Origin of the sequence: Streptomyces sp. NPDC002088 (assembly GCF_040296605.1) — a bacterium.
Taxonomy (GTDB): domain Bacteria; phylum Actinomycetota; class Actinomycetes; order Streptomycetales; family Streptomycetaceae; genus Streptomyces.
Window position 1 is genome coordinate 86,458 of sequence record NZ_JBEOXO010000021.1, and the last position, 12,283, is coordinate 98,740.

Here is a 12,283-nt window from a genome sequence, read left to right on the forward strand (position 1 = left end):
GGTACCGCCAGGGAACGGGCGGGTTCCCGGGCGATGCGGGTTTGACAGGGACAGGGACACGGGGTGGCCTTTCGGGAGACGGTCAGCGGATCGGTACGGTCGCGACCGGGGCCTGGCGCTGGGGGGCGATTCCGGCGCTGGGCCTCGGGCCCGGCTCGGGCCCCGTGTCGGGTCCGGCGGTCGGACGGGCGATGCGCACCGGTGTCCAGGAGGCAGGCGGGGTCCGGGGGATGACGCCGGCGGCACGGCCCGCGGTGGCGAACGCCTCCAGTGCCCGGTCCAGTTGGGCGTCGGTGTGTGCCGGGGTGAAGGAGGCCCGGATGATCTCCTCCCCGGCCGGCCTGCCGGGAGCGACGATCGGATTGGCGTACACGCCGCCGTCCAGGAGCCGCTGCCACAGCAACAGGCAGGTCTCCCGGTCTCCGACGGTCACCGGGATGATCGGGCTGACCGAGTGACCGGTGTCGAAGCCCAGTGCCCGCAGGCCGTTGTGCATCCGTTCCGCCACATCCAGCGCGTGGGCCCGGCGGGCCGGCTCTGCCTGGACGATCTCCAGAGCCGCCAGCGCCGCTGCTGCGGCGGGCGGGGCCATGGCCGCGGTGAACACACTCGCCCGGGCGGTGTACTTGACGAAGTCGATCACCTGGGCCGGACCGGCCAGCACCCCCCCGATCGAGCCCAGGCTCTTGGAGAAGGTCGCGGTGACCAGGTCGACCTGGTCCTCAAGGCCGAAGTGCTCCGGCACGCCCTGGCCCGAGGCGCCCAGCACACCCAGGTCGTGTGCGCAGTCGACCACCACACGAGCCCGGTGGCGGCGGGCGAGTGCGACGATCCCCGGCAGGTCGCAGAGGTCTCCTTCCATGGAGAACAGACCGTCGGTGACGATGACCTTCCCGGCGTTCGGACCGGCCTCCGCCAGTAGCTGTTCCATCTGGTCCACGCCGCCGCGCCGATACCGGTGGTAGCGCGCGCCGGAGAGCCGTACCGCGTCGACGAGGGATGCGTGGTTCTGCCGGTCGCCCAGCACCACGTCGCCCCGGCCGAGCAACCCGGCCAGCATCAAGTTGGTCTGGAAGCCGGAGGGTGCGATGACGGCGGCTTCCCGCCCCAGGAACGCCGCACAGGCGTGCTCCAGTTGTTCGTGCAGGTCACGCGTTCCGCTGAGCGGACGGGATCCCGAGCAGCCGCTGCCCAGTCGGCGTACGGCGCGCACCACGGCCTCCGTCAGCCGGGGGTCCTGGGCCAACCCGAGGTAGTCGTTCGACCCGGCCATCACCACCGAGCGGCCGTCGATCTCCACTTCGCCCGGACGGTCGGCGGGCTGGACGGGACGGAAGTAGGCCGGGACGCCGTCCACGCCATATGCGCGGATGAAATCGAATTCACGGCACTGATCGAAGATGTCCATGGGGCGAACTCCGGTGGAGAGTGGGAGGCGGGGGACACGGCTCGAACCGACGGCCGACCGTGGTGGCGACAAATGCCACGGCCAGCCCGGCGAGTGCGTCGCTGAGATAGTGGTAGCGGTTGTAGACCACGGCCACGGTGATGCCGCAAACCAGGGGGAGGAACGTGTAAAAGGCGGTCGGCGAGATGATTCGACGCATGGCCAGCAGCCCGGCCCAGGCAGTGGCCACATGAGCGGACGGAAAACAGGCGCCGACCGGGTCCTGGGTCATGATGAGAGTCTGCAGGGTGGTCATGCCGTAGCCCGAAAGGTGCGAGGTGCTGAATTCGCCGCTCAGTGCGCTGGCCGGGCCACGCAAGGGTACGAGCAGAAAGCCCAGGTAGCAGAGATAGACGGCCAGCATCTGGCTGTACAGATAGCGCTCCGCGTCGCGGGGGCGAGCACGGGCCACGAGCCACAACGGCGGCAGAAGGGCGAACAGGTAGAAGGAGAAGTAGCAGGCCATCATGGCCTCGGTGAGTGGCGGCGAGGCGACGCTGTCCAGCAGGACATTGGGAGGGCCGCCGAAGGCCCATGACTCCCAGGTGTTGATGTCATCGTCCATGAACCGGCCGCGCAGCACCAGCGCGTACCGCTCGACGGCCGGATAAAGGAAGAGTGTCAGGGCCGGGAAAATGCCCACTCTCACATAGACGACCAGACGGTTCTCCGGCAGGCGGCGCGCCAGCGCCGCACTCGCCACCACCAGCGCCCCGCAGGCCCCGAAGCCGAGCAGCAGCCCGAGCGCACCGTCCACTCGGGCCGGTGACGTCGCGACGAGGACGGCGACCACCGCGAGGTAGCCGAGGGTCAGACGGTCGACGGGGCGCACGGTGCGTAGACCCGCTTGACGAACGGCCGCTCGGCGACGGCGTAGAAGAGGTAGATGCTGCACTGGAAGAGTGCTGCGACAGCCAGGCCCTCAAGCGAACGGCACCAGATGGCGCCGCCGTATGCGTGCACGGTCCCGATGCCGTACATCGGGTTCTTGAACCAGCGGTACGGGCCGTCGGTCACCAGGCCGCTCTGGTCCGGGTGGTCGATGCGCCGGTCGAGGAACATGTCACGGCAGTAGAAGGTGTCAAGACCTGCCCGATGGGCGGCCCACAACTTGAACACGACCCCGACGGCGACGAGCACGGCGCCGATCGCACAGCTCGCCCACACGGGCACGGCATCGGGAAAGCTGCTGCCGAAGGCGAACATGAGCACAGCCTGTGAAAACCCCTGGTTGAGAAAGACGATGCCGAGGATCACCTCGTAGACCAAATAGGCACGCTCTTCCCCGAAGCGGGTGGTAAGCCGTCGCTTCAGGAGCGTCCCCAGCGTCAGGATGATGCCTCCGTAATACACCACCCACACGGTCAGGGCGTACCAGACAGCCAGTTCTCGTAATGCCGCCTCAGGGGTCCCGTTCGATCTGATCCACAAGAGATCGACGAGGTAATAGACGGTGACCATTCCGAGCCAGGAGGAGACTCTCCAGCGTCGCCCCTCGGGCTTGTCGAGTCGCACCCCGAGAGTTCCGGCGAGGGTCAGGCTGAATTTTTGCCACGGAAAAACCTGCATGATGGGGCGCTATGGTACTCGCCACGGCAGAAAGTGCATAACCCCAGCACGCAAGGATATTGATGGATCATCGTATTGAAGCATTGTCTCTTGCGGATGAATTGCTTGCCCTCAATGGCCTGCCGGAAACCATTGGGGTGGCCGCGACCTTCTCCGGGGAACCGCCCGGGATCGAGGAAATGCGGACTCGGGTCGCCGAGCGGTGGGGCGCGCTGCTCCGGTTGAGCCATGTGCTGAAGTCACCGCCCGACGGAGTTCCCAGGGGTTACCGGCGCCTCATCGCGCGCCACCAGTGGGTGGCCGCCGGCGGATTCGATCCGGCAGCCCACATCGTCCCCGCCTCCCAGGAGCTGGAAGACCTGCTGGCCGACAACGTCTGCCGCTCGCTTCCCCTCGACCTGCCGCCCTGGCGGCTCCACGTCGTACGACACGGGCCGGAAAGCGGCGGCTTCACCCTGGCGCTGCTGGCGCATCACTCCCTCCTTGACGGCAGTTCCCTGATGACACTGTTCCGGCTGCTGATGGACGACGCTCCGGCGATACGGCTGCCCGTCTCGGGGCGACGGCAGCCGGCTGTCCGGAAGCGGGAGCAGAACCGGAAGGTGAGGGACGAACTCCGTGCGCAACTGGTGGACGGCCAGGCCATCCCCCTTCCCCCTACCGGGGAGGCGCATCCGTCGGTGGCATTGACCGACCTTCGCCCACAGGCCGTGCGAGCCGCCCGCCGCCTCCCGGCCGAGGGCCGGGGGGCGACCCTCACCGAACTGCTCCTCAGCTCGGTCGCCGGGGCCCTACGCGACTGCTACGGCCCGCTGTCCCGCCGGCCGAAGGGCTCGGCGCCGGTCCACGCCTCGGTGCCGGTGGACCTGCGCATTCCCGAGACCGCACAGGAACTGGGCAACCTCGCCTTGGCCGTCCGCCTTCCTCTTCCGGTCGACCTGGACGCTCCGGCGGCCCGACTGGTGGCGTGCCAGGAGCTGGCCGCCACCATCCCCTCCCGGAGCAGGGCCCAACAGGCGTGCATCCCCGTCCTCCAGGCAGCGGCACGACTGGGGCCATGGACACTGAAAGCGCTCGCTGCACACGGCTACTCACCCGCTTACGCGGCATCCGCCTGCACCGCTCTCAAGTGGCGGCATGTGCCCTGCTCCCTGGCCGGCCGGCCCCTGCTCCGGATCGCCGCGCTCCCGCCGCTGCACCGGCCGGGGACCGCGAACTTCGTTCTCTTCCAGACCGCTGATGCCTTCACCCTCAGCGTGGTCAGTCACACCCGGCCCGGCGACGCCCGCCTGCTGGCAGACGCCGTCGCCCGTGAGCTGGACACCCTGGCAGACCTCGCCGGTCAGCCCTTCCCGCCGCTAGCCAGTCCCTTTCCGGCCGGTAGAACGAACGGCACCTGCTCTGTGCCAAGCCACTGATGGCAGAGAAGATCGTTTTCGCCGTGCGCTGACATGAGCGATCCGCCCGCCGGAACAGCAGCTTCCGGCGGGTCGTCCGTGTTTCCGTGAGGCCATGACGGTCCACACAGCCGAATACATCCGGTACCGCATCCCCGAAGACCGCTCGGCGGAGTTCCTGGCCGCCTACACCCGTGCCGCGCCCTACCTCGCGGCGTCCCCGCACTGCGTCGACTACGAGCTGAGCCGCTGCGAGGAGGACTTCGAGCACTACATTCTGCGCATCACCTGGACCTCGACCGAGGACCACCTCGAAGGCTTCCGCACGTCCGACCTGTTCCCCGCGTTCTTCGCCGAGATCGGCCCGTACGTCGAGAACATCGACGAGATGCGCCACTACCGGCCGACCGCGGTGCACGGCCCGGGCTCCGCGGTGCCGAGCCTGTACGACTGGGCGGGCGGCGCCGAGGCATTCTCCCGGCTGACGGATGCCTTCTACGCGAGGGTGGTGAAGGACGACCGCCTGGCGCCGCTGTTCGAGGGACTGGCTCCCGAGCACGCGGAGCACGTGGCCCTGTGGCTGGCCGAGGTCTTCGGCGGCCCGAAGACCTACTCCGCCACCCAGGGCGGCCACGGCCACATGGTCGCCAAGCACCTGGGTCGCCACATCACCGAGCCGCAGCGCCGCCGCTGGGTCAACCTCATCCAGGACGCGGCGGACGAGGCCGGCCTGCCGACGGACGCGGAGTTCCGTTCGGCCTTCCTCGCCTACGTGGAGTGGGGCACGAGGCTGGCCCTGTACTTCTCGGGCCCCGACGCCAAGCCGCCGGCGGAGCAGCCGGTGCCGAAGTGGAACTGGGGGGCGGCGCCGCCGTATCAGGGCTGAGCGCTTCCCCGCCGGGTCAGGCCTGCGGGACGCGCGTCGCGTCCGTGCCCCAGCTGGCCAGCAGGCGCAGGGCCTCCGCCGACGGTGAGCCCGGTTCCGCGTGGTAGGTGATCAGGTTCTGTTCGCTGTCGTCGATCAGGTTGAACGACTCGAAGGAGAGAGTGAGGTCGCCGACGAGCGGATGGCGCAGGCGCTTGGTGCCGTGGCTCTTCTCCTTGACGTCGTGCGTGGCCCACAACCGCCTGAACTCCGCGCTCTTCACGGAGAGTTCGCCGACCAGCGCCGACAGTCGCGGATCGTCCGGGTGGCAGCCGGCGTCCATGCGCAGATAGCTCACGATGTCGGTCGCCTTCTGGTCCCAGTCCACGAACAGCTCGCGGTAGTCGGGCCTGAGGAACACCAGCCGCGCCCAGTTCCGCTCCTGCGCGGGCAGCTCCGACCAGTCGCCGAACACGGCCGCCGCCATCCGGTTCCACACGAGGATGTCCGATCGTCGGCCCGTGACGTAAGCCGGGATGCCTTCCATGCTGTCCAGCAGCTGCCGCAGCGCGCCCCGCACCTGCTGCTGCCGCGCCGCCGGCTTCTTCTTGTGCTGTTTCGGCTTCGCCAGATGCGTGAGATGCGCGTTCTCGGCGTCGGTCAGCCGCAGCGCCCGGGCGATCGAGTCCAGCACCTCCGCCGACACGTTCCGCCCGTTGCCCTGCTCCAGGCGCGTGTAGTACGCCACGGACACCCCGGCCAGCTGCGCCAGCTCCTCGCGCCGCAGCCCGGGCACCCTGCGGTGCCGCCCGAAGGCGGGCAGGCCCACGTCCTCCGGCTTCAGCCGGGCCCGCCGCGTGCGCAGAAACTCACTGAGCTCGGCCCGCCGGTCCAGGGCACCGCCCGCCTCGGCGGGCTGCCGCACGGCAGCGCCCGCCTCGGCCTCCTGCTGTACGGGCTCGGGCTGTACGTCCATACGTCCAGTATTCACGGCCGGTCCGTGGTCCTACGTCCCCGAGCCTGACCCCGCCAGTAGTAGGAACACCGGTCGTAGGCAGAAGCGTGGTCTGGGTGGATGTCCGCGCGTCGGGCACGCTGGGTACCGTGCCCGGCCGAACAGGGCCGGCACAGAATCATCAGCTAGGAGACCCCCCGCATGACCACCGTTGCTGCTTACGCCGCACCCGCCGCCAAGGCGCCGCTGGAGCGCACCACGATCGAGCGCCGCGCGGTCCGCGAGTTCGACGTGCTGATCGACATCAAGTTCGCCGGCATCTGCCACTCGGACATCCACCAGGCCCGCGAGGGCTGGGGTGAGGCCATCTTCCCGATGGTGCCCGGCCACGAGATCGCCGGCGTCGTCTCCGAGGTCGGCCCCGGCGTCACCAAGTTCGCCGTCGGCGACCGCGTGGGCGTCGGCTGCATGGTCGACTCCTGCCGCGAGTGCGACAACTGCAAGGCCGGCCTGGAGCAGTACTGCACCGGCGGCAACGTGATGACGTACAACGGCGTCGGCAAGGACGGGCAGCCCACCTACGGCGGCTACTCGGAGAAGGTCGTCGTCGACGAGAACTTCGTCGTCCGCATCCCCGACGGCCTGAAGCTCGACGAGGCCGCGCCGCTGCTGTGCGCCGGCATCACCCTGTACTCCCCGCTCAAGCACTGGAACGCCGGCCCCGGCAAGAAGGTCGCGATCCTCGGCATGGGCGGCCTCGGCCACATGGGCGTCAAGATCGCGCACGCGCTCGGCGCCGAGGTGACCGTGCTGTCGCAGTCCCTGCGCAAGAAGGACGACGGCCTGAAGCTGGGCGCCGACCACTACTACGCCACCAGCGACCCGAAGACCTTCGAGGAGCTGCGCGGCACCTTCGACCTGATCGTCTCGACGGTGTCGGCACCGCTGGACTTCGGCGCGTTCCTGTCCCTGCTGAAGTCCGACGGCGCGCTGGTGAACGTGGGCGCCCCCGAGGAGCCGATCTCCCTGAACCTCTTCTCGGTGATCGGCGGCCGCAAGACGCTGGCCGGCTCCAGCATCGGCGGCATCCGCGAGACCCAGGAGATGCTGGACTTCTGCGCCGAGCACGGTTTCGGCGCCGAGATCGAGCTGATCGCCGCGTCCGAGATCAACGAGGCGTACGAGCGGGTGCTCGCCAGCGATGTGCGCTACCGGTTCGTGATCGACACCGCGACGATCTGAGAGCCGGCTCACCTCACCGGGCAGCCCGGTCGACTCACCTCACCGCGCTGCCCGGCCCCCGCCCGTGTCCCGCCCCAGCTGCACGACGGCCGACAGCGCGCCCCCGATGCCGACGCCGGTCAGCACGAACCGGCTGGGCTGCATGCCCCGCCGCCACGCCAGTACGTACACCAGCGCCGCCGCGCCGAGCCCGCCCACGACGGAGACGGCGGGCATCGCGCCCGGCGACCTCACGGTCCCGGTGGCCGGCGCGAGCACCGTCGCCGCCGCGGCCCCGTGCCCCACGCCGATCACGTCCGGACTCGCCGGCGGATTGCGGGTCACCGTCTGCACGAGAGCCCCGGCCGGCCCCAGCGCGGCGCCCACCAGCGCCCCGAGCACGATCCGCGGCACCCGCAACTCCATGACGACGAGGTCGTACGGCGTCGGAGTCCCGCGCAGCGAGCGCCACACGTCGGCCGGCGCCACGAACGTCTGGCCCACGCACGCCGACAGCAGCATCACGGCGAGGAGTTGACCGCACGCACGACTACTCCGATCGTTAACTAAGGCAAGGCTTACCTTAACTTTCCGTCGGAGTATGTTGGGTCATGAGGAGGTTCACACGATGACCGTGCAGTTGAACCACACCATCGTCGCCGCACACGACAAAGAGGCCTCGGCCCGGTTCCTCGCCCGCATCCTCGGCCTTGAAGTGAGCCCGCAATACGGCCCCTTCGCTCCGGTCGCGATACCCAACGGCGTGACCCTCGACTACATGGACACCGACGGGGACGTCACGCCGCAGCACTACGCCTTCCTGGTGTCGGAGGACGACTTCGACACGATCTTCGCCCGCGTCCGCGAGGCCGGCCTGACCTACTGGGCGGACCCGTTCCACAGCCGCCCCGGCGAGATCAACCACAACGACGGCGGCCGGGGCGCGTACTTCGACGACCCGAACGGCCACCGTCTGGAGATCCTCACGAGGCCGTACGGGAGCGGAGGATGACGGGGGTGAGGGGGCGTCAGGAGGGGTGACGGCGAGTCAGAAGGCGCCGATCAGTCAGGAATTTGCCGTGCCGGACGGCTCCTGCAACCGGGACCGCATCAGCGCGAGACCGCCCTGGGCGTATGTGCGGATCTGCTGTTCCGAGCCCTTCTGGCCGTTGACGTACACGCTCATCACGGTGTTGCGCAGGCGGCCGGTCAGGACGACATAGGGAAAGTCCGTCTTGAGGCCTCGCATATCCGCGACCTGCCGGCCTTCCTCCGACAGAAGCACGTCGAAGCCGGTCAGCCGAGGAGGCGTGGCCTCGCGCACACCGCTCCAGCGCAGTTTTCCGTCGGTCTGGGACGGGCAGCGGTGGATGTTGTCCGCGACGTCGTCCACATATCGCTGGGCGGTGGCCGCGTCCCTGTACACACGGGCTTCCGAATTCCCGATGACACCGTCATCCGTGTTCGTGACGGAGCGCCTCAGGGTGGTAAGCGTGCCGGGCCGACCGAGCTTCCCCGTCAAACGGCAGTCGCTCCCCGCCTCGGTCTCGTTCACGGGGCTGAGCTCGTACAGCGTGCTGTCCTTCATGAATCCGGAGCCCCAGTCCGCGGGGCTCAGAGGCAGACGTTCGGCCACCGCGCGAGCCTCCGCGAAGGCGAAGGCGGAGGCGGAGTTCACGGCAAACGGCGGCGAATGCACCGTCCGGTCGCCGCCACCACCCTCCACCAGCGATGCGACGACCGTCCCGACGAGCCCCACCACCACGACCGCACCACCGATGATCAGAAGCATCGTCTTCCGCTGCGGCTTCCGAGTCTGCTCCGGCTCGCTTCCAGGGGGCGGGGGCGGGGGCGGAAGAAGCGGGCCGGGCGGAGGCCCCGAGGGTGATTGTGTATCCATACGGATCCATTACCACCCAAGGCCGCGCTCTCCCTCCGCCGACAGGGTGCGGTCGAGGCCAGGGCCTGCGGCGGAGTGCGCCAGCCCGCTCAGTACGTTGTGGCCGGACCAGGCTATCGCGGTGGAACGCAACGCCCGCGGGAGAGGCCGACTGCCGCCCCCCGGCAGCCGGCCTGCTGTGCGGCCGAGCACCTGATGCCGGGGCGGCATGCCGGGGTCGGGCGGGGGTGGGGTTCTTTCAGGTGCAGACCTTGCCGACGGGTGGCAACTGGCCTTGCGTCAGATAGCGGTCGACGGTGGTGTCGATGCAGGTGCTGCCGTGGATGAGGTAGGCGGCGTGCCCGTCGCCGTCGTAGGTGAGCAGGCGGCCGGAGGAGAGCTGGCGGGCGAGCGCCTGGGCCCAGGGGTAGGGGGTGGCAGGGTCGCGAGTGGTGCCGACGACCAGGATCGGAGCGGCACCTGGCGCGGTGATGGGGCGCGCGGGCTGCGTCGGCCGGACCGGCCAATGGGTGCACTGCATCAGATCTTTCACCATCAACTCGCCGAACTCGGGCGAGGCCCGCAGGAACTGGGGCTGCGCCGCCCGGGTCTGCGCGGGGTTGAGCCGCGGGGCGAACGGGTCGCTCAGACACCCGACCGCGTAGAACGCGTCGCCGACACTGGCGGAGGTGTCTTCGGCGGCTCCAAGGAGGCGCTGCAGCGCGGTGGTGTCACCGGTCAGCACTCCCCGGAACGCGGCGCGCAGTTGCTCCCATGCGGCAGTCCCAGCACTCAGCGCCGTCGTGACCGCGCTGAGGAGGTCGTCCCCGCTGACGGTGATGTCCTTGCCCTGCTTCAGGGGGGTGCGATCCAGGGCGCGCCGCAGTGTGTCCAGTCTGCGGCTGATCTCGTCGACGAAGCGGCCCAGCGGGCAGTCGGTGCGGGCGGCGCAGTCGGCGGCGAAGGACTTCCAGGCCACCTGGAAGCCGGCTGCGGTCTGCAGGAACTGCCGGTACCCGTCGAGAGCGGGATCGACGGCGCCGTCCAGCACCATCCGGCCTACCCGGTCCGGGAAGAGTCCGGCGTAGGTCGCGCCCAGGTAGGTGCCGTAGGAGTAGCCGAGGTAGTGCAGCCGGTCATCGCCCAGGAGCGCACGAAGCACGTCCGTGTCCCGAGCCGTGTCCAGGGTGCCGACATGGGACAGCAGCCACCCGGCATGCTGTGCGCACGCGTCGGCGACCTGCCTGAAGTACGCGTCATAGGCTTGGACAGTGGCGTCGGTCTCCGCTTGGCCGGCCGAGAGGCGCCGGCCGGACCCCATGGGCGTCGTGGGCGTGTCGGTCTTGCAGTCCACGGGGGTGCTGTGCCCCACGCCGCGGGGGTCCACCGCGACCAGGTCGTAGGAGGCGCGCACGGACGAGGGGAAGTTGTCGGCGGTGGTCACCAGGCTGTCGATCGCGGATGCGCCGGGGCCGCCGGGGTTGACCAGCAGCGCGCCGATCCGGGCGCCGTTCCCGGTGGCCTTCTTCCGGAGGGCCTTCAGGAGAAGGTCGCCCGCGTTCGGATGGGCATAGTCCAAGGGCACCTTCATGGTGCCGCACTGGAACGAAGGGGTGTCAGGGCAGGGCTCCCAGCGGAGCTCTTGCTGGTAGTAGCGCAGCAGTTCCGGCGGTACGGCCGCGTCGGTGGCGGCGCCGTCCGCCCCGGCCGACCGCGTCACGACGCGGGTTGCGGCAGGCGAGCCGGCATACAGGGCGGTCAGCAGCAGCCCGCAGACACCCAGCATCGCCACCCTGCCGCGCAGCCTCCGTCTGGGTATTCGGCCCATGCCGGGTGTTCGGTCAGCGTCTCGGACAGGGACCATCGCCACGCCTCCTCGTACGGCCATGCGATCCGGGGGCCTGCCGGATGGGACTTCACGACGGGCCCGAGGTCACCCGGCGCCCAGACGGTGTCGGGCGGCCTCCCGACCGCCGAGCCGTAAGCCGGGCCCTCTCGCGCAGCGGCTGTGCCACCCCTCCCTGCGCTCTGTGTCATCAGTCCATCACACGCTGTGCTCAATGGGTGGTTCGAGTAGGCCGAATGCGCGACCGCGCCGAGCGGGCGAGGGACGGGGCTGATCAGTGGTTCCGTTCGACCACCTTGCCCGCACCGTCGGCGTGACATAGGACCGCAGCCTGAAGATGCCCCAAGCGCGTCGGGGTCAAATACTGAAACGCATGCGCATTGAATTCGATCCTGAAACGATGGGCAGAACCGCCTTTTACAGGTTCCTGACATCAGCCGTTGTTCCCCGGCCTATCGCCTGGGTCTCCACGATCACCTCGGATGGAAGCACCGAGAACCTCGCCCCGCACTCTTTCTTCAGCATCGCCAGCACCGATCCCCCGATCGTCCAGTTCACCTCGATCGGACGCAAGGACTCCCTCCGTAACGTCGAGGACACCGGGGAATTCGTCGTCAACTTCTCGTCCGAACCACTGCTGGAGCTGATCAACGCCACCGCCATCGACTTCCCTCGGTCGGTCAGCGAATTCGACACCGCGGGTGTCGAGCGCGAAGCCAGCAAATGCGTACGGCCTCCCAGAGTGGCCTCCTCCCATGTGGTTCTGGAGTGCCGTTCACACACCACCCTCCGCATGGGCAACTCCACCTTGGTCTTCGGACGAGTGGTCCGTGCCGCTGCGCACGAGGAATACCTCGTCGACGATCGTCCCAACAGCGAGCTGCTGCGCCCGCTCACCAAGCTCGGCGGCGATGAATGGGGCACTCTGGGCGCGGTCCTGCACTTGAGCCGCATCCCCTACGAGGAGCCTGGCGCCGACTGATCGCGGTCCGGGCAGAGGCCGGCGCCCGCTCGTGCAGGCTTTCCGCGGTCCGGCAGAGGGCAGAAGGTCACACCGTCGAAGCGGGCGCAGGTGCCTGTTCCTCGATCGGAACAGGGGCGATG

The 12,283-nt window shown here is 69.2% G+C and carries 12 protein-coding genes; 5 read left to right on the forward strand and 7 right to left on the reverse strand.

The window, feature by feature from the left end; translation table 11 throughout:
- Positions 1-82: 82 nt before the first annotated feature.
- From ABT114_RS35145 to ABT114_RS35155, 3 genes are read right to left on the reverse strand one after another with little or no spacing between them, the layout of a single operon-like run.
- Positions 83-1,408: an aminotransferase class I/II-fold pyridoxal phosphate-dependent enzyme gene (locus ABT114_RS35145; RefSeq protein ID WP_351146992.1), complete on the reverse strand. Its 1,326-nt coding sequence runs from the start codon at positions 1,406-1,408 to the stop codon at positions 83-85.
- A complete protein-coding gene (locus ABT114_RS35150; protein WP_351146993.1) occupies positions 1,383-2,279 on the reverse strand; it encodes a phosphatase PAP2 family protein in 897 nt (298 codons plus the stop codon). Before ABT114_RS35150 ends, ABT114_RS35145 begins: the two co-directional genes overlap by 26 nt.
- Positions 2,258-3,016, reverse strand: coding sequence for a methyltransferase (locus ABT114_RS35155; protein ID WP_351146994.1), 759 nt, complete (start codon positions 3,014-3,016; stop codon positions 2,258-2,260). Before ABT114_RS35155 ends, ABT114_RS35150 begins: the two co-directional genes overlap by 22 nt.
- A 179-nt stretch (positions 3,017-3,195) precedes the next feature.
- Here ABT114_RS35155 and ABT114_RS35160 point away from each other — a divergent pair, with 179 nt between their 5' ends.
- Both ABT114_RS35160 and ABT114_RS35165 read left to right on the forward strand, forming a co-directional pair.
- Positions 3,196-4,434, forward strand: a complete 1,239-nt coding sequence (locus tag ABT114_RS35160; protein WP_351146995.1) for a wax ester/triacylglycerol synthase domain-containing protein — start codon at positions 3,196-3,198, stop codon at positions 4,432-4,434.
- 94 nt (positions 4,435-4,528) lie between these two features.
- Positions 4,529-5,299: a group II truncated hemoglobin gene (locus ABT114_RS35165; protein ID WP_351146996.1), complete on the forward strand. Its 771-nt coding sequence runs from the start codon at positions 4,529-4,531 to the stop codon at positions 5,297-5,299.
- 16 nt (positions 5,300-5,315) lie between these two features.
- On the opposite strand, the gene ABT114_RS35170 is transcribed toward ABT114_RS35165, so the two are convergent.
- Complete coding sequence (locus ABT114_RS35170; RefSeq protein ID WP_351146997.1) at positions 5,316-6,254, reverse strand: MmyB family transcriptional regulator; 939 nt, start codon at positions 6,252-6,254, stop codon at positions 5,316-5,318.
- Positions 6,255-6,434: 180 nt separating this feature from the next.
- Here ABT114_RS35170 and ABT114_RS35175 point away from each other — a divergent pair, with 180 nt between their 5' ends.
- Positions 6,435-7,475, forward strand: a complete 1,041-nt coding sequence (locus ABT114_RS35175) for an NAD(P)-dependent alcohol dehydrogenase (RefSeq protein WP_351146999.1) — start codon at positions 6,435-6,437, stop codon at positions 7,473-7,475.
- 39 nt (positions 7,476-7,514) lie between these two features.
- Here the strand turns inward: ABT114_RS35175 and ABT114_RS35180 are convergent, their stop codons facing one another.
- Entirely contained in the window at positions 7,515-7,976 is a 462-nt protein-coding gene (locus ABT114_RS35180) for an iron chelate uptake ABC transporter family permease subunit (RefSeq protein ID WP_351147166.1), read from the reverse strand.
- 106 nt (positions 7,977-8,082) lie between these two features.
- On the opposite strand from ABT114_RS35180, the gene ABT114_RS35185 reads away from it, so the two are divergent.
- Complete coding sequence (locus tag ABT114_RS35185; RefSeq protein ID WP_351147001.1) at positions 8,083-8,466, forward strand: VOC family protein; 384 nt, start codon at positions 8,083-8,085, stop codon at positions 8,464-8,466.
- 54 nt (positions 8,467-8,520) lie between these two features.
- On the opposite strand, the gene ABT114_RS35190 is transcribed toward ABT114_RS35185, so the two are convergent.
- Positions 8,521-9,246 (reverse strand): hypothetical protein, encoded by a 726-nt coding sequence (locus ABT114_RS35190; protein WP_351147003.1) that lies wholly within the window; start codon positions 9,244-9,246, stop codon positions 8,521-8,523.
- A 346-nt stretch (positions 9,247-9,592) separates the two neighbouring features.
- Positions 9,593-11,119 (reverse strand): alpha/beta hydrolase, encoded by a 1,527-nt coding sequence (locus tag ABT114_RS35195; protein WP_351147168.1) that lies wholly within the window; start codon positions 11,117-11,119, stop codon positions 9,593-9,595.
- A 433-nt stretch (positions 11,120-11,552) separates the two neighbouring features.
- On the opposite strand from ABT114_RS35195, the gene ABT114_RS35200 reads away from it, so the two are divergent.
- Positions 11,553-12,161: a flavin reductase family protein gene (locus ABT114_RS35200; RefSeq protein WP_351147005.1), complete on the forward strand. Its 609-nt coding sequence runs from the start codon at positions 11,553-11,555 to the stop codon at positions 12,159-12,161.
- The last annotated feature ends 122 nt before the right edge of the window (positions 12,162-12,283 follow it).